The 17247-nt window shown below is 64.8% G+C and carries 17 protein-coding genes; 9 read left to right on the plus strand and 8 right to left on the minus strand.

Annotated elements, in window-relative coordinates:
• Positions 1-38 precede the first annotated feature (38 nt).
• Entirely contained in the window at positions 39-677 is a 639-nt protein-coding gene (locus tag CK221_RS01345; protein ID WP_095776374.1) for a DNA-3-methyladenine glycosylase I, read from the minus strand.
• A gap of 215 nt (positions 678-892) precedes the next feature.
• On the opposite strand from CK221_RS01345, the gene CK221_RS01350 reads away from it, so the two are divergent.
• Complete coding sequence (locus CK221_RS01350) at positions 893-1633, plus strand: L,D-transpeptidase (protein ID WP_095776375.1); 741 nt, start codon at positions 893-895, stop codon at positions 1631-1633.
• 340 nt (positions 1634-1973) lie between these two features.
• A complete protein-coding gene (locus tag CK221_RS01355; protein WP_095776376.1) occupies positions 1974-2894 on the plus strand; it encodes a bifunctional 5,10-methylenetetrahydrofolate dehydrogenase/5,10-methenyltetrahydrofolate cyclohydrolase in 921 nt (306 codons plus the stop codon).
• On the opposite strand, the gene glcF is transcribed toward CK221_RS01355, so the two are convergent.
• From glcF to CK221_RS01380, 5 genes are all read right to left on the minus strand, one after another.
• Positions 2895-4220, minus strand: a complete 1326-nt coding sequence (gene glcF / locus CK221_RS01360; RefSeq protein WP_095776377.1) for a glycolate oxidase subunit GlcF — start codon at positions 4218-4220, stop codon at positions 2895-2897.
• Between the two features lie 69 nt (positions 4221-4289).
• On the minus strand, positions 4290-4679 hold the full coding sequence (locus CK221_RS01365; RefSeq protein WP_095776378.1) for a DUF4870 domain-containing protein: 390 nt from the start codon (positions 4677-4679) through the stop codon (positions 4290-4292).
• Positions 4676-5926 carry an FAD-binding protein gene (locus CK221_RS01370; RefSeq protein ID WP_095776379.1) on the minus strand — a complete coding sequence of 417 codons (1251 nt, stop codon included), beginning with the start codon at positions 5924-5926 and terminating at the stop codon, positions 4676-4678. The genes CK221_RS01365 and CK221_RS01370 overlap by 4 nt, the downstream gene beginning before the upstream one ends.
• 64 nt (positions 5927-5990) lie before the next feature.
• A complete protein-coding gene (locus CK221_RS01375) occupies positions 5991-7487 on the minus strand; it encodes an FAD-linked oxidase C-terminal domain-containing protein (protein WP_095776380.1) in 1497 nt (498 codons plus the stop codon).
• 286 nt (positions 7488-7773) lie between these two features.
• The gene (locus tag CK221_RS01380) at positions 7774-9090 is read right to left on the minus strand and encodes a DUF3422 family protein (RefSeq protein ID WP_095776381.1); all 1317 of its coding nucleotides are present in this window, start codon (positions 9088-9090) and stop codon (positions 7774-7776) included.
• A gap of 208 nt (positions 9091-9298) precedes the next feature.
• Between CK221_RS01380 and CK221_RS01385 the strand changes: the two genes are divergently transcribed.
• From CK221_RS01385 to CK221_RS01395, 3 genes are read left to right on the plus strand one after another with little or no spacing between them, the layout of a single operon-like run.
• Positions 9299-10102, plus strand: a complete 804-nt coding sequence (locus CK221_RS01385; protein WP_095776382.1) for an FCD domain-containing protein — start codon at positions 9299-9301, stop codon at positions 10100-10102.
• 23 nt (positions 10103-10125) lie between these two features.
• Complete coding sequence (locus tag CK221_RS01390; protein WP_095776383.1) at positions 10126-11262, plus strand: alpha-hydroxy acid oxidase; 1137 nt, start codon at positions 10126-10128, stop codon at positions 11260-11262.
• 59 nt (positions 11263-11321) lie between these two features.
• Positions 11322-12098: a metallophosphoesterase family protein gene (locus CK221_RS01395; RefSeq protein WP_095776384.1), complete on the plus strand. Its 777-nt coding sequence runs from the start codon at positions 11322-11324 to the stop codon at positions 12096-12098.
• 46 nt (positions 12099-12144) lie between these two features.
• Here CK221_RS01395 and CK221_RS01400 read toward each other — a convergent pair whose 3' ends face one another.
• Both CK221_RS01400 and CK221_RS01405 read right to left on the minus strand, forming a co-directional pair.
• Positions 12145-12285: a hypothetical protein gene (locus CK221_RS01400; protein WP_124997890.1), complete on the minus strand. Its 141-nt coding sequence runs from the start codon at positions 12283-12285 to the stop codon at positions 12145-12147.
• 279 nt (positions 12286-12564) lie between these two features.
• Complete coding sequence (locus CK221_RS01405) at positions 12565-13263, minus strand: type 1 glutamine amidotransferase (RefSeq protein WP_067327335.1); 699 nt, start codon at positions 13261-13263, stop codon at positions 12565-12567.
• A gap of 88 nt (positions 13264-13351) precedes the next feature.
• Between CK221_RS01405 and CK221_RS01410 the strand changes: the two genes are divergently transcribed.
• From CK221_RS01410 to CK221_RS01425, 4 genes are all read left to right on the plus strand, one after another.
• A complete protein-coding gene (locus CK221_RS01410) occupies positions 13352-13999 on the plus strand; it encodes a hypothetical protein (RefSeq protein WP_095776385.1) in 648 nt (215 codons plus the stop codon).
• A 31-nt stretch (positions 14000-14030) separates the two neighbouring features.
• On the plus strand, positions 14031-14765 hold the full coding sequence (locus tag CK221_RS01415) for a 16S rRNA (uracil(1498)-N(3))-methyltransferase (protein ID WP_095776386.1): 735 nt from the start codon (positions 14031-14033) through the stop codon (positions 14763-14765).
• Between the two features lie 105 nt (positions 14766-14870).
• The gene (locus CK221_RS01420) at positions 14871-16244 is read left to right on the plus strand and encodes a glutamate--cysteine ligase (protein ID WP_095776387.1); all 1374 of its coding nucleotides are present in this window, start codon (positions 14871-14873) and stop codon (positions 16242-16244) included.
• A 100-nt stretch (positions 16245-16344) separates the two neighbouring features.
• The gene (locus CK221_RS01425) at positions 16345-17229 is read left to right on the plus strand and encodes a DUF937 domain-containing protein (RefSeq protein WP_095776388.1); all 885 of its coding nucleotides are present in this window, start codon (positions 16345-16347) and stop codon (positions 17227-17229) included.
• Positions 17230-17247 lie beyond the last annotated feature (18 nt).

Below are 17247 nucleotides of genomic sequence, written 5' to 3' on the forward strand. Positions count from 1 at the left end.
GCCCACAAGGGGGCCATAAGGGGCAGGTAGAAGTGACGCTATTTCGGTCTCTTGAACCTCTGCCGCTCGGCCTCCACCTCTGCCCGGCAGACACAGCCTTCGAGATGGTCGTTGACCAAGCCCATCGCCTGCATAAAGGCGTAGACGGTCGTCGGGCCGACGAAGCTCCAGCCGCGCTTCTTCAGTTCCTTCGAGATCCGGACCGAGACCGCCGTCGTCGGATTGGCGCGCAGATGGGCGAGGTCGACAACCGTCGGCCGCTCGTCAGGCCCCGGCTCGAACTTCCAGAACCAGGCGGCCAGCGAGCCGAATTCATCGGCCATTTCACGGGCGCGCCCGGCGTTGTTGATGGTCGAGACGATCTTGCCGCGATGGCGGATGATGCCGACATTGCCGAGCAGACGCTCGACATCCTTGTCGGTGAACGCCGCCACCTTGTCGAAGTCGAAATTGGCGAAAGCCTCGCGGAAATTCTCGCGCTTGCGCAGGATGGTCAGCCAGGAGAGACCGGACTGGAAACCTTCGAGGCAGATCTTTTCGAAGAGCCGGCGATCGTCCGCTACGGGCCGGCCCCATTCATGGTCGTGATAGTGCAGATAGTCCGGCAGATTGCCGTGCCAGAAGCAGCGCGTGATACCGTCGGGGCCGTCGAGCAGGCCGGCATGTTCTTGTTCCATTGTCGGAAATCCGTCCGTTAATGCGCCAAAGCGTCGGTTTTACGGTGGCTTTACCAGATTCCTGAACCGGCCGGTAACCACACCACAAAGTTTACTGACAAGTCGGCATTTTACGCATTTCGATTCATGTTTTGCTTGCCGCTCAGCGCCAAGGATCGCCACGCCGAGGCCTCTTCCCTGCCCTCGGACGAGTTCGACGATCAAGGTGCGTTCCGATGAAGACAGCGTTCACTTTCGTGCTCGGCGCAGCCGCGGTGCTTGCCGCCGGCGCGACGACCTCTTTCGCCAATGACCGTTATGCCGACAGGCCGCCCGTGATAGTGAGCCCCGACCTTTCAGCGCCTTGGGTGCTGCAGCTCGGCCATGCGCCAGGGATCGTGCGCCCGAGCCGCCAGGCGACCCAGCAGCCGCTGCGGCGGCTTTTCCAGGCGCAGCCCGACCAGCAGCGCACCGCAGCCGTGCGGCAGCCTGCCAAGCGCATGGTGATGCGGCCACAGATCAACCCGATCTACCTGCCTCAGGAAGTCGCCTATGACGGGCCGCAGAAGCCGGGCACGATCGTCATCGATACCCACCAGAACTTCCTTTATCTGGTCGAGAAGGACGGCAAGGCGCGCCGTTACGGCGTCGGCACCGGCAAGCCCGGTTTCGAATGGTCGGGCACGCACAAGATCACCGACAAAAAAGTGTGGCCGGACTGGCGCCCGCCGGCGGCGATGATCGCCCGCGAGGCGGCCAAGGGCCGCTACCTGCCGACCTATCTGGCCGGCGGCATCGAGAACCCGCTCGGCGCGCGCGCGCTCTATCTCGGCACCACGGAATACCGCATCCACGGCACCAACCAGCCCTGGACGATCGGCGGCGCGGTGTCCTCCGGCTGCATCCGCATGCGCAACGAGGATGTTGTCGACCTCTACGAGCGCGTCAATGTCGGAACAACCGTCGAGGTGATATAGTAATTGCGAATCAGCCGGTTAGGCGGCGCTGAGCAGTTTTGGCGCTTGCTGTTGCCCTCAAGCCATAGCGCGCCTTTGATAGACATGCTTAGACTGGCATCGAGTTAACGGGGGACGGGCCGTGTGGGGATACGGCCAGTCACGAAAGGGCAGCACGGGAGACCGCGCTGCCCTTTTCGTTTCAAGCCCGTCAACGGGTCGCCCCGGAAGCAGCATGCTTCGCATTCGGGGCTGATTTCCCGGCGCACCTCTGCTATTGCAGCGCACAATCTTGGTTTTACGCAATTCCGGACGGAAAACCGCCCTTCTGGAGTTGCTCCAGAAGGCAGAGGTTCCACCTATGACCCGGTCCGACGACAGCCGCTATCTCAGGGGCGGTCCGGTCGCCCAGCGCATCATCGCTTCGGTACGCGAGGAAGCGGCCATCGCCACAGCGGAAGGCTTCCCGTCGAAGCTGGTCTCGATCACCGTCGGCGACACCGACGCGGTCGACGTCTATGTGCGCAACCAGCGCGCCAAGGCCGGGCTTGCCGGCATCGGCTTCGAGGAACGGCGCTTTGCCGCCGACATCACGGCGGGCGAGCTGGAAGCCGCCATTCACGGCCTCAACGCCGATCCGCGCGTCACCGGTATCATCATCCAGCGGCCGGTGCCGGCGCATATCCCGATCAAGACGCTGCAAGCGGCGGTGCACCCGCTGAAGGACGCCGAGGGCATGCATCCGGCCTCGATCGGCAACATCGTCTACAACCAGCTCGACCTCGCGCCCTGCACGGCGGCCGCATCGGTCGAACTGCTCAAAGAGACCGGCCTCGACCTGAAAGGCCTCGAGGTGGTGGTGGTCGGCCATTCCGAGATCGTCGGCAAGCCGATCGCCTTTCTGCTGATGAGCGAGGGTGCGACAGTGACAGTGTGCCATCACATGACGCGCTCGGTGGCGGCGCATGCGCGGCGCGCGGACGCGCTGTTCGTCGCCGTCGGCAGGCCGCGACTGATCAAGGCCGAGATGGTGAAGCCCGGCGCCTGCGTCATCGACATCGGCATCAATTCCGAGATCGGCCCGGACGGCGAGAGCCGCATCGCCGGCGATGTCGACACCGAGAGCGTCAAGGAGGTCGCTTCCTGGATCACGCCGGTGCCGGGCGGCGTCGGCCCGCTGACGGTGGCGATCCTGCTGCGCAACACCATGGTGGCGCTCAACCGTCAGCGCGCGCTCTACCGCGCGACCTACGGTGTGGCGGACCAGCTGGCGGCTGAGTAGCTATTCGGGGGCGACCAGGCTTTTCTCGGAAACGCCTTCCGGCTTCGGACCGCCATAGGCCCAGTCGAGCAATTTTATCGTGTGCACCACCGGCAGCTTCGCCGCGGACGCGATCTGTGTGATGCAGCCGATATTGCCGGTGGCCACCAACGAGGCCCCGGTCGCCTCGATATTTTTCACCTTGCGGTCGCGCAGCTTGGCCGAAATGTCGGGCTGCAGGATGTTGTAGGTGCCGGCCGAGCCGCAGCAGAGATGCCCCTCGCGCGGCTCGCGCACGACGAAGCCCGCCTTGGCCAAAAGCTCCTTCGGCTGACGGGTGATCTTCTGGCCGTGCTGCATCGAGCAGGCGGAATGATAGGCGACGATCGTGCCCGGCTTGCGCACCGGCTCGGGCAGGTCGAGGGCAGCGAGATATTCGGTGATATCCTTAGCCAGCGCCGAGACACGAGCCGCCTTTTCCGCGTAGGCCGGATCGAGACGCAGCATGAAGCCGTAATCCTTGATGGTGGTGCCGCAGCCGGACGCGGTGATGATGATGGCGTCGAGCCCGCCCTGGTCGATTGCGCGCATCCAGGCGTCGACATTTTGCCTGGCCGAAGCCAATGCCTGATCCTCGCGGCCCATGTGATGCACCAGCGCGCCGCAGCAGCCCTCGCCTTCCGGCACCACGACCTCGACGCCGAGCCGCGTCAGCAGCGAGACGGTCGCCTCGTTGATGGCGGGATCGAGCACCGACTGGGCGCAACCGGTGAGGATGGCGACGCGGCCGCGTTTCGTGCCCTGCCCCGCATGCACCCCGGGTGAGGCGATCGGCGATGCCGGCGGGGTCGACGACGGCGCAAGCTTCAGCATGGCGGCGACCGGCTTCAGGGTCGGCAGCTTTTCCAACAGGCCGATCAATGGCCGGCCGAGTCCGGCGAGCTTCAGCGCGGCGCGGAAGCGGCCCGGATAGGGCAGCACGAAAGCCAGCATGGCGCGGGTCAGCCGGTCGAGCAGCGGCCGTCTGTAGGTCTGCTCGATGTGGGCGCGGGCATGATCGACCAGATGCATGTAATTCACGCCTGACGGGCATGTCGTCATGCAGGCAAGGCAGGAGAGGCAGCGGTCGATATGGGTGACGATCTCCTTGTCCGCCGGCCGGCCGTTCTCCAGCATATCCTTGATGAGATAGATGCGGCCGCGCGGCGAATCCAACTCGTTGCCGAGCGTTACATAGGTCGGGCAAGTCGCGGTGCAGAAGCCGCAATGCACGCATTTGCGCAGGATCTTCTCCGATTCCGCGACATGCGGGTCAGCGAGCTGCGCGGCTGAAAAATTGGTCTGCACGAAAAATGTCCTTATCGTCTAAGCATGATCTTTTCCGCAGACCGGTTTCCACGTTGCTGGATCATGCTCTCATTGACCGAGAAGCCAGCTTCGCGGGTCCCTGATCGGCTCGCCACGCTGCAGCGCCTGCAGGCCGAGAATGCAGCGGACGATGAACCAGACGGCAACCGCAAACATCAGCAGGAAGCCGATCGCGAGCATCATCAGGACCACCGAGATCAGCGCGTAGAGAAGGCCGATCCAGAACGTCCTGATCAGGAATGTGTAGTGGCTTTCGACATAGCCGCCCGCCTTGCCGCGATTGATGTAGGCAAGCACGATTCCGATAATGCCGGTGACGCCGACGACAAGGCTGGCGAGATAGAGAATGTAGATGACCAGCGCGTTGGTCTGGCCCGGCTCAAGCCAGCGATCGGTCTGGCGCGAGCCGCTGCCCGGGCCTGGATTGGCATTGCTCATGGTGCTGCTCCCTCCGTTGACAGAGAAAGAGTAGCAGAGCTGGAAGTAGGCGCCATGCGGCCGGGGTTGAGAATGTGCTTCGGGTCAAACTCGGCCTTCACCCGCGCGGAAAGCGCCGCCAGATGCGGCGGTTGCGGTTCGAAAACGGGGAGCGCCGCGCGATGCGAGGCAGACGCGCGCACCAGGGTCGCGTGGCCGCCGCCATATTTGCGGATTAATCCGCGCAGCAGCTCCGCCTCCGGGTCGTCCTCGCGCATCGAGAGCCATACCAGCCCGCCCTGCCAGTCGTAGAAGGCGTCGGCCGCTGCCTGCATGCGCAGCGCCATCACCATGTGATGCGCCTCAGACGGCGGCATCGAGACGCGCCAGACCGGCCCTGCGCCGCCATCGGCAAAAGGCACGCAGTCGCGGATGTCGCGCCAGATCGCCTTCGACGCTTCGCCGGCAATTTCCTGCAGCGGGCCGGCCTTGCTGAGCAGGTTTCGCAATGCCTCCGTACGGTAGACGACCGAGGGGCCAAAGCCTTCGACGCGCAGCAGCGTCGCGGCATCGCTGCCGAGATGGCCGGCGGCGACGCGCGCGGTGATCCGCTCGGGCAGGTGCGCGGCGCTCGAGACCTCGGCGCTGGAGCCCAGCGCCATAGCCGCAACGGCAGCATCGTCGAGCAGGCCTCGAATGGCCAAAGTCACCTCGGTTTCCGCCGCCGGCAGCACCTTGAAGGTGACGTCGGTCAGCACGGCAAGCGTGCCCCAGCTCCCCGCCATCAGCTTGGAAAGGTCGTAGCCGGTGACGTTCTTGACGACCCGGCCGCCCGACTTGAAGGCTTCGCCGCGGCCGGAAACCGCCGATATGCCGAGAATGTGGTCGCGTGCCGCACCCGCCTTGAGCCGGCGCGGACCGGACAGGTTCGAAGCCAGCACGCCGCCCAGCGTTCCCTTACCCGGCTCGCCGCCGAGCAGCGGCCCGTAATCCATCGGCTCGAAGGCGAATTGCTGGCCGTTCTCGGCAAGCAGTTTTTCGACTTCGGCGAGTGGCGTGCCGGCGCGTGCCGAAAGCACCAGCTCGGCCGGCTCGTAGAGCGTGACGCCGGTGAGCGTCGACAGGTCGAGCGTATGCTCGGTCTGCAGCGGCCGGCCAATGCCGCGCTTGGAGCCATGGCCGAGGATTTCGAGCGGGCTTTCCTCCGCGGCGGCCCATTGGATGGTGGAGAGGACCTCGGCGGGGGTGGATGGGGTGAAGGTGGTCATTGCAATCTCCGGTTCCTCCCCCCGCGAAGCGGGGGCGAGGAACCCAGGTTCTGAGACGTTCCCATCAAAACCTCGGAATGTCCGGAAACGCCACCTGGCCCCGATGCACGTGCATGCGGCCGAGCTCGGCGCAGCGGCGGAGCTGCGGGAAGACCTTGCCGGGGTTGAGCAGATGGCTGGGATCGAAGGCGCATTTGACGCGCATTTGCTGGTCGAGATCGGTCTGGTTGAACATTTCGGGCATCAGATCGCGCTTCTCGACGCCGACGCCATGCTCGCCGGTGAGCACGCCGCCGACCTCGACACACAGCCGCAATATTTCGGCGCCGAAACTCTCGGCCTTGTCGAGCTCCCCCGGCACGTTGGCGTCGTAGAGGATCAGCGGGTGCAGGTTGCCGTCGCCGGCGTGGAAGACGTTGGCGACCCCCAACCCGTATTTTTCGGAGAGATCGCGCATGCCGGCGAGCACCCTCGGCAGCTCCTTGCGCGGGATGGTGCCGTCCATGCAGTAATAGTCGGGCGAGATGCGGCCGACGGCCGGGAAGGCCGCCTTGCGTCCGGCCCAGAAGCTCAGCCGCTCCTGCTCCGACTGCGATATCCGGCAGGTGGTCGAGCCATTGCGATAAGCGATCGCCTCTACGAGACCGATCAGATGATCGACCTCGACGCTCGGCCCGTCGAGCTCGACGATCAGCAGCGCCTCGACATCGAGCGGATAGCCGGCATGGACGAAATCCTCGGCCGCGTGGATCGCCGGGCGATCCATCATCTCCATGCCGCCCGGGATGATGCCGGCGCCGATGATGTCGGCGACGCATTGGCCGCCCTGCTCGCTGGTCGGAAAGCCGATCAACAGCGCGCGTGCCGTCTCCGGCTTCTTCAGGATGCGCACCGTCACCTCGGTGACGACGCCGAGCAGGCCTTCCGAACCGGTCATGACGCCGAGCAGGTCATAGCCTTCCTGATCGAGATGGCTGCCGCCGAGCCGCACCACCTCGCCATTCATCAGAACCATCTGGATGCCCAGCACATTGTTGGCGGTAAGCCCGTATTTCAGGCAATGCACGCCGCCGGAATTCTCCGCGACATTGCCGCCGATCGAGCAGGCGATCTGGGAGGATGGATCGGGGGCGTAGTAAAAGCCCTCGTGCTCGACGGCGGTGGTGATGCCGAGATTGGTGACGCCCGGCTGGGCGACGACGACACGGTTCGGATAGTCGATCGCGAGGATGCGGTTGAAGCGGCTCATCACCAGAAGCACGGCATCTTCGAGCGGCAGCGCGCCGCCCGACAGCGACGTGCCGGAACCGCGCGGCACGACGGGGATGTTGCGCTCGTTGCAATATTTCATCACGCGGGAGACCTGCGCCACCGTCTCGGGCAGCACGACGACGAGCGGCAGTTGGCGGTAGGCGGTCAGGCCGTCGCTCTCGAAGGCGCGCATCTCGGTGGCCGTGTCGACAACGCCCTCGCCTGGCACGATGATGCGCATGTCGGCGACGATCTCGGCGCGCTTGCGCAGCGTCCCGGCATCTGGCTTGGGCATGGCAAGGCCGGACATCGACGCCTCCTCCACTCGACTGGTCAAAATCTTTTACCAGCCGGGAGCATTCCTTGCAAACGCTGCTTTGGTCGAAATCGGATGGCGAACGACGGCCGAGCTTTCGCAGCGGCAATCTGCCGCTGGCTTCTGCCCGCTTGAGGGACCCTCGAGGGGAGATGGCCGCGAAGCGGTCAGGGGTTCGCCTCACGTAACCGCCGGCTCGTCTGGCGTCGAGGAAGATCCTGGAACTTATCGCGCCGCGGCCCTCTGTTGTCTTCCGGAAATCCCCCGCTCGATGGGAGGTTTACTCGCCCGGATGCTTGGCCGGCTCGGAGTGCAACTTGCGCACGCGGCGCATGCCCCACCAGACGAGCAGGATGGCGACCGGCACCGAAGCCGCGGTGACGACTTCCGGCGCGAAGGCATGGCCGAAGCTCGACGCGCCTTTGGCGACATAGCCGATGAGGCCGACGACATAATAAGAGACGGCAGCGACGGAGAGGCCTTCGACCGTCTGCTGCAGGCGCAACTGCAGCCTGGCGCGATTGTTCATCGAGGCCAGCAGGTCGCGGTTCTGCTTCTCGACGTCGACATCGACCCAGGTGCGCAGCAACGTGGTGGCGCGGGTGAGTTTTCGCGAGAGGTTCGCCTGGCGCTCCTCCACCGAGCGACAGGTTCGCATCGCCGGCGCCATGCGCCGCTGCAGGAAGCCTGCCCAGGTGTCGTAGCCCTGTACCGATTCCTCATCCAGCGCCTCCAGGCGCTCGCTGACGATGCCGTCATAGGCGCGGCTGGCGCCGAAACGGTAGAGGCTGGATGCCGCATCGGCCTCCAATTCGGCGGCAAGTTCGGTGAGGTCGGCGAGCAAGGTCTGGCTATCGCGGGTCTCGACCGCCTTCATTTCAAGCGTCGTCTGCGCCAGCCGGTCCTCGATGCGGCGGGCGCGACCAGACAGCGTCAGCGCCAGCGGCAGGCCAAGCATGGCGAGCGTCCGGTAGGTCTCGATGTCGATCAGCCGTTGCGACAAGGCGCCGGTGCTGGCCGGCGTCAGGCCGCGGTCGAGCACCAGCATGCGGGTCAGCCCGTCACCATCCTGGCGAAAGTCGGTGACGATGGCCGCCGCACCGCGCTCGACCAGCGAATAGCAGAGGCTGGTCGGGTCAAAGCCGGCGATCAGCTTCTCGCTCGCCTGCGTCCATTTGCGGATTTCGAGCCGGATGCCGGAGATCACCGTTCCCGGCGGCGAGAAGCCGTTGCCGAAGGGCGAGTCCTCCTGGCCCCGGCTGCTTTCGGCCAGCGGCCCTTCCCAGAGATAGGTCGAGAACTCCGTGTGCCGTTCCCAGCGCAAGGTGCCCTTGCCCCATTTCATGGCATGGTGGCGGGCATGGCGTTCGGGCGCTGCGATGCCCAAGCGCCGCGACAGGTCCGACAGCACGGCAAGGTCGACGGCCGAGCCGCCCTCGGTCATGAAGGAGAGTTGGATGAGCACGCGCGGCTTCTCGACCAGCGGGTGCGGACGAGCATGGACCTCGCCTAGCGCGCCGGGGCGACCCTCATGGGCCGGAAAGCCCATGACGCTGCCCTGGGCACGCGGCTGGAATTCGAGATTGGCGTCCGACACGGCTGGTCCCCCTGGTTTCGACCCTTCGTGCAATCGCGTTGTCTTGCGGCAATCGGCAGGGGCCGTAAACAGCAAATTTCAGCTGCAGCCGATTCACAGAGCCGCCGGGGAGTCAACCTGATTCGGCGAATTGGATAAATAATTTGACCAGTTGGCGACGGAGGCTTAGATCTGCGCGACATCCATTCCGTTTCCAGGCGCGCTTCCATTGAGCGATATCTTCTCCAGGATCGAGCATTCGCGCACCGCCGAAGAGGTGGTGCAGCAGATCGAGAGCCTGATCCTCGAGGGCGTGCTGCGCACCGGCGACCGGCTGCCGGGCGAGCGCGAGCTGGCGCGTCAGTTCGACGTGTCGCGGCCGATCCTGCGCGACGCGCTGAAGGCGCTGGAAGGACGCGGGCTGCTGACCACCAGACCGGGCGGCGGCACGCATGTCGCCGACGTCATCGGCCAGCTTTTCACCAAGCCGGTGACCGATCTGATCTCGATGCACCGCAAGGCGGTGACCGACTATCTGGAATACCGGCGCGAGGTCGAGGCAATCGCGGCCGAATACGCGGCGCGGCGAGCGACGCCCGAGGATCTGGCGCTGCTCGACCGCATCATGGCGCGCATGGACGAGGCGCACCGTACCGGCGACTTCGACGACGAGGCGGAAATCGACGTCGAATTCCACCACGCGGTCTGCGAATGCGCGCACAACATCATCCTCCTGCACACGCTGCGCTCCTGCTACCGGCTGCTCTCCGAGGGCGTGTTCCAGAACCGGTTGCTGGTCTTCACCGTGCCCGGCGCGCGCGAGGCGTTGCTTGAGCAGCACCGGGCGATCCACGCCGCGATCAAGGCGGCGGATCCTGCCGCCGCCCGCAAGGCGGCGATGGACCACATTACCTATGTCGAGCGCTCCATGGCTGAGGCCGAGCGCAGCGGCGACTGGCAGCGCGTGTCACGGCTGAGGCTCAGGCAGCGCTCGGAAGCCGGCGACATCGAACCCACACGCAAACGCTCCTAAGCACTGATCACGCGGGGACTACCATGAGCGACATCCTCACCATCGCCGACCTCAAGGACATGGCGCGCCGCAAGGTGCCGAAGATGTTCTTCGACTATGCCGATTCCGGCGCCTGGACGGAGAGCACCTATCGGGCCAACGAGGAGGACTTCGGCAAGATAAAATTCCGCCAGCGCGTGCTGGTCGACATGAGCAACCGCTCGCTGGAATCGACCATGATCGGTGAGAAGGTGGCGATGCCGGTGGCGTTGGCACCGACCGGGCTGACCGGCATGCAGCATGCCGACGGCGAGATGCTCGCGGCGCAGGCGGCTGAGGAATTCGGCGTGCCGTTCACGCTGTCGACTATGAGCATCTGTTCGATCGAGGATGTCGCCTCGGTGACCAAGACGCCGTTCTGGTTCCAACTCTACGTGCTGCGCGACAAGGATTTCGTCCTCAATCTCATCGACCGCGCTAAGGCGGCGAAATGCTCGGCGCTGGTGCTGACGCTTGACCTGCAGATCCTCGGTCAGCGTCACAAGGACGTGCGCAACGGGCTGTCGGCACCGCCCAAGATGACGCTCGCCAACATCATCGATCTGGCCCTCAAGCCGCGCTGGTGCCTGGGGATAGCGGGCACGCCGCGCCGCACCTTCCGCAACATCGTCGGCCACGCCAAGGGTGTCGGCGACGTTTCTTCGCTGTCGTCCTGGACGACGGAGCAGTTCGACCCGCAGCTGTCCTGGAAGGATGTCGCCTGGATCAAGGAGCGCTGGGGCGGCAAGCTGATCCTGAAGGGCATCCTCGACAAGGAGGATGCGTTGATGGCGGCCGAGACGGGAGCCGACGCGATCATCGTGTCCAATCATGGCGGGCGGCAGCTCGACGGCGCCGCCTCCTCGATCTCGGTGCTGGAAGAGATCGCCGACGCTGTCGGCAATCGGATCGAGGTGCATATGGATGGCGGCATTCGCTCGGGTCAGGACGTGCTCAAGGCGCTCTGCCTCGGCGCCAAGGGCACCTATATCGGCCGGCCGTTCCTTTACGGACTCGGCGCGATGGGCAAGGCGGGCGTCACCAAGGCGCTGGAGATCATCCGCAAGGAGATGGACATCACGCTGGCGCTGTGCGGTAAGCGTCTGGTAACCGACATGGGCAAGGACCAGCTGCGGCGCTAGGGGCTTATTCACCGATCCGCCCTAGTTTCCCGTGATGACAGACACGGGAAGACGTCGCCTTGACTGAAGCCGGCATCCACTATCTCGACGCGCGCGGGCCGAAAGGCATACGCATCTATGCCATCGGCGACGTGCATGGCCGTCATGACCTGCTCGCCGCCATGCACAGCCGGATAGCAAGCGATCTGGAGTACGGACCAAAGTCCGATTGGCGCATCATCCATCTCGGCGATTATGTCGACCGCGGACCGGACTCGAGGAACGTCATCGAATTCCTAATCGAGGCGCGGAGCCGTGATCCCCGCAACATCATGCTTGCCGGCAACCATGACATCGGCATGCTCGAATTCCTTGCCAAACCCGATCCGGAGGGTCTGTTCATGCGCTATGGCGGCGTCCAGACCGCGGCGTCATACGGGGTGAAGCTCTCGACCGGCAGCAGCTGGTTCGGCAGGTCGGACGAGGCGCTGGCGCACGGACACGCGGCCCTGGTCGAAGCAGTGCCGCAAGCCCATGTCGACTTTCTGCGCTCGCTGTCTTTTTCAGCGTCCTTCGGCGACTTCTTCTTCTGCCATGCCGGCATCCGGCCGGGGGTGCCGCTCGAAAGCCAGAACGAGCAGGACCTGATCTGGATCCGCGACCTCTTCCACGATTACCCGGGGCTGTATCCCAAAGTGATCGTGCACGGGCATACGCCGGTGCCGGACGTCGAGGTGATGGCCAACCGCGTCAATCTCGACACGCTCGCCTGGCAGGCGGGAACGCTCAGCGCACTTGCCGTCGACGGCGCTGAAAAGCGCATTCTGACGGTCGAGGGAATGGCGTTCTGGCCATGACCCCAAGTGTGGGATCAGCTTTCCGTTTGTCGGGAAGGATCAGGCTCTAGCGAAGCGCGGCGGTGACGCCGTAGCCGTCGACGGCCTGGTGATTGTTTGCAGCGTCGGCAGAATAAATGCCGAGGCCGCACACGACGATGGCAGACAGCATTACAAAGGACAAAAGCGCTGCTTTCACGGACGTCATCTCTGGTTGAGCTTTCTGCATCTGTGCACGAGGCGGTTACCAATGCGTTGAAACGATAAAATGCATCTCAATGTTTCGACGATTTCGCGCTTCTAAGCAGATTCTGTATCGCCGGTGTGTCGCTTGGATCACACAACAGGTTCATCGCGGTTGCACGGACGATACAGAGGGCGCCCTCTTAGGCGGGCGGCCGGACACAAACCAAGAATGAAGTGCGTTTTCCCCAGGCGGAACTGCCGCCGCGTGCCAATTATGTCACGCTCCGCGGCGGTGCGACGGTCAGATCGTCGCCACCCATGCACGCGCGATCGCGAGCCCTGCGGCGTCGGCGTGCGGTCCGTTGCTAGCCATCTCGTAGTCGAGCCTGCCGGTCCAGTCGGGATGGCGCTCGGCGATCAGCGCCGCGAAGGAGGTGCTCCAGTCGCGCACCAGCGGGCGATCCGCCTCGAAATGGAACTGGAAGCCATAGACGGCGCGGCCAATACGAAAAGCCTGGTTCGCCGCGACATCATTGCCCGCAAGCCGCACGGCCTTCTCGGGCAGGTCGAACGTATCGTCGTGCCATTGGAAAGTCGGGAACTTTTCCGGCAAGGCGCCGAGAACAGGGTCGTGCTTGGCTTCGGCCGTCAGCGACACCCCGCACCAGCCGAATTCAACCGCACCGCCGATGTGGTTGTCGGCGCCAAAGGCGCGGGCGACGAGCTGGCCGCCGAGGCAGATGCCAAGCACCGATCGGTCCTTGCCGGCGAAATCGCGCGTCAATTCGAGCAAGGCGGGAAAATAGGGATAGTCGTCGTCGGCCAGCGCATTCTGCCCCCCGCCCAGAACCACCATGGCATCGTGACCGTTCGCGTCCCGGGGCAGCGGATCGCCTTGGTAGGGGCGGCGCAAGTCAAGCTCGGCGCCAGCCTCCGCGAGAGCGGCGCCGACTTGGCCGAGGCCGGTATTGTCGTAGTTCTGGACCACCAGCACCCGCATCCGCGAATCCCTGCTGACATGAAAATGACGGTGGGAGCGATATCATGCCGCCTCGGTTTCAGCCAAGCCGCGCGCCGGAGAGAAAGCTATGCCACTGCAGAACCGGGTCGATCCGTTCGGCGCCATCCATGCCGTGCCCGAGCGCGGCCTCTTCACCGGCAATCGCGGCATCATCCATGACCCCGAGACTAAAACGCTTCTGACGAAGCGTTGGGCGCTGCCGGCCTGGATCATCTGCGTCTGCCAATTCCGCGGCGTGCGACGCGAGCCGATGGGCCGCAATCGGCCTGGAGGAAAGGCCGGCTGGACCGAGCTGTTCTTTCTCGACGAGGTGACGGCGCTCGCGGCCGGTCACCGGCCCTGCTTCTACTGCCGGCGCGACCAAGCGAGAGATTTCGTGCGGCGCTTCGGAAAGGTCTTCGGCATTGCCGAACCGCGCGCGCCGATGGTCGACAAGCGGCTGCACAAGGAGCGGCTGGCCTCCGGCGGGCGTCCGCCGGCCGTCTCATCGGACGAACTCGCCGGTTTGCCGGATGGAGCAGTCGTGGCCGAGGGGGAGACCGCCTATGCGCTCCGCGCCGGCAAGGCGCTCGAATGGTCCTTCGCAGGCTATGCCGAGCCCGTCTTGTTCAATCGCCTCGCCGGGCGATCGCTGCGACTGCTCACGCCTGCCACAAGTGTTTCGGTGCTGAGACATGGTTACGCGCCGGTCTGGCATCCGTCCGCCGATACTTGACGACAACCCGCGCCTCGCCCATTGCTCGGCCATGCGCGCCAACTACAAAATGCAGCGGCTGTTCGTGCCGGACGATCTCGGACCGGGCTTCGAATTCGATGCTGGACAGCAGCAGAGCCACTATCTCGCGCATGTGATGCGGCTCGGCGAAGGCGCGGAGGTCCTGCTCTTCAACGGCCGCGACGGCGAGTGGTCCGCTTCGATCGCCGCCAAGACCAAGAAAGCCGTGCGGCTCAAGGTGCTTACCCTGCAGCGGCCGCAGCCGCCGCTGCCCGATCTCGTCTATTGCTTCGCCCCGCTGAAGCAGGGCCGGCTCGACTATCTGGTGCAGAAAGCGGTCGAAATGGGTGCCGGCATCCTGCAACCGGTCATCACCCAGCACACACAAGTGGCCAAGCCTGGCATCGATCGGCTGCGCGCCAATGTCGTCGAAGCGGCCGAGCAATGCGGCATCCTGGCGGTGCCAAAGGTGTGCGAAGCAGAGAAGCTGGAGCGGCTGCTCGGCGGCTGGGACAAGGAACGGCGGCTGATCTTCTGCGACGAGGATGCCTCGACCAACAATCCACTGCCAGCCTTGCAGAAGGTGAGCGAGAAGAAACTCGCGCTGCTGGTGGGGCCGGAGGGCGGCTTTTCCGATGACGAGCGCAGGATGCTGCGGGCGCTGCCCTTCGTCAGCGCCATTCCGCTCGGGCCGCGCATCCTGCGCGCCGACACCGCGGCGGTCGCGGCGCTCGCGGTGATGCAGGCGACGATCGGCGACTGGTGATCAAATCCAGTTGAGGCGTGGCTCAGGATTTTTCGCTTGATCGGCTACTGACATTTCGTCCATCTAGCGCCCGGCGGCTAGCTGACGGCTGCGGAGGGCTTTCTTATGGCGCGCGACACAACCGATATCCAGCCCATCGAAGGCATCGACGAACTCGTCGGCTATCTGGCGGCCGGCAACAAGCCGCGCGACAAATGGCGGATCGGCACCGAGCACGAGAAGTTCCCCTTCTATGTCGATGGCAACGCGCCGGTGCCCTATGGCGGCGAGCGCGGCATCCGCGCCATCCTGGAAGGCATGCAGGAAAAGCTCGGCTGGGATCCGATCATGGATGCCGGCCGCATCATCGGCCTGGTCGAGCCGACCGGCCAGGGCGCGATCTCGCTGGAGCCGGGCGGGCAGTTCGAGCTCTCCGGCGCGCCGCTGGAGACGATCCACCAGACCTGCCGCGAGGGCAACGCGCATTTGGCGCAGGTGCGCGAGATCGCCGAGCCGCTCGGCATCCGCTTCCTCGGCCTCGGCGGCAGCCCAAAATGGTCGCTTGCCGAAACGCCGAAAATGCCGAAGTCGCGCTACGAGATCATGACTCGCTACATGCCGAAGGTCGGCTCCAAGGGCCTCGACATGATGTATCGCACCTGCACGATCCAGGTGAATCTCGACTTCGAAAGCGAATTTGACATGCGCCGCAAGATGCAGGTGTCGCTGAAGCTGCAGCCGCTGTCGACGGCGCTGTTCGCCAATTCGCCCTTCACCGAGAGCCGGCCGAACGGGCTGCAGAGCTGGCGCGGCGACATTTGGCGCGACACCGACAACCAGCGCTCCGGCATGCTCGAATTCTGCTTCGCGCCGGATTTCGGCTTTGCCGACTATGTCGAATGGGCGCTCGACGTGCCGATGTATTTCGTCATCCGCGACGGGCAGTATCACGACATGACGCGCTACACCTTCCGCCAGTTCATGGCGGGTGCCGCGCGCACGCAAGTGCCCGACGGCCTGCCGACGATGGGCGACTGGGCGAACCACCTCTCCACCCTCTTCCCCGATGTGCGGCTGAAGCGCTTCCTCGAGATGCGGGGCGCCGACGGCGGACCGTGGCGGCGCATCTGCGCGCTGCCGGCTTTCTGGGTCGGCCTGCTCTATGACGAGCAGGCACTCGACGCCGCGGAGACGCTGACCTCGAGCTGGACCTACGAAGAAGCGCTGGCGATGCGCAACGCCGTGCCGGAGCACGGCATTTCGGCGCCATTCCGCAACGCCACCTTGCGCGAGGTTGCCCGCGACGTGCTGGCCATCGCCCGCACGGGTCTGAAGAACCGCGCCAAGAAGAACCGCGACGGCTATGACGAGACCTCGTTCCTCAACACGCTCGACGAGGTCGTGGCGCGCGGCACCACCAGCGCCGAGGAGATGCTTTCGGCATATCACACGCGCTGGGGCGGCTCGATCGAGCCGGTGTTCATGGAATATGCCTACTGACCGTTCGCCGGCCACCTGAGCCGTGGCTCGGCAAAAGCTGCTTCATTCGGTGATGGAAACGAACTAGGCTCCCCCGTGAGGATATTGCGGAGGAGATCTCATGCCTTCCCTGTTCGATATTTTTTTGAAAGCCCAGAACGGCGCCGGCATGCAGGCGCTGGCCCAGCAGTTTGGCCTTTCGATGCAGCAGGCGCAGGCCGCGGTGCAGGCGCTGCTGCCGGCCTTCTCACAGGGGCTTCAGCGCAACACCGCCGATCCCTATGGAATGGGTGCTTTCATGACGGCGATGGCGAGCGGCCAGCACGCCAAGTATTTCGAGGACGCAACCCGGGCCTTCACGCCGCAAGGCATCGATGAAGGCAACGGCATTCTCGGCCATCTGTTCGGCTCGAAGGACCTGTCACGCGCTGTTGCAGCCCAGGCCGCTCAGGCGACCGGCCTTAGCCAGCAGGTGCTGCAGCAGATGCTGCCGGCGATGGCGTCGATGATGATGGGCGGATTGTTCAAGCAGACCAACAGCCAGATGCAGGCCGCCGGCGGCTTCGGTGGCGGCGGCAATCCTTTCGGCGAGATCATCGAGGAGATGATGCGGCAGGCGGGAGGCGGCGCACAGGCCCCGCAGCCAGCGCCAAATCCCTATGGCGACAATCCGCTCGGCAAGGTGCTGCAAGACATGTTCGGTGGCGGCGCCCAACAGCCGCAAAGCCAACCGCAGCAGGCGCCGAACCCTTACGGCGACAATCCGCTGGGCAAGATGTTCGAAGAAATGCTGCGGCAAGGCGGCGGTTTCGGCACGCCAGACGGACAGCAGGCGCCGCAGCAATCCCAGCCGCAGCCGCAAACCAATCCGAGCGGCCGGCCGAGAAATCCATTCGACGACATCTTCGGCAGGATGTTCGAGACCGGCGCGCAGCAGCGCGAGGAATATCAGAAGGGCATGGAGACGATCTTCGACCAGTTCAAGCGCGGGATGGACCGACGGTAGGGCGCTCCACTCAAAAGA

This window comes from Mesorhizobium sp. WSM3868, assembly GCF_002294785.1.
Taxonomy (GTDB): domain Bacteria; phylum Pseudomonadota; class Alphaproteobacteria; order Rhizobiales; family Rhizobiaceae; genus Mesorhizobium.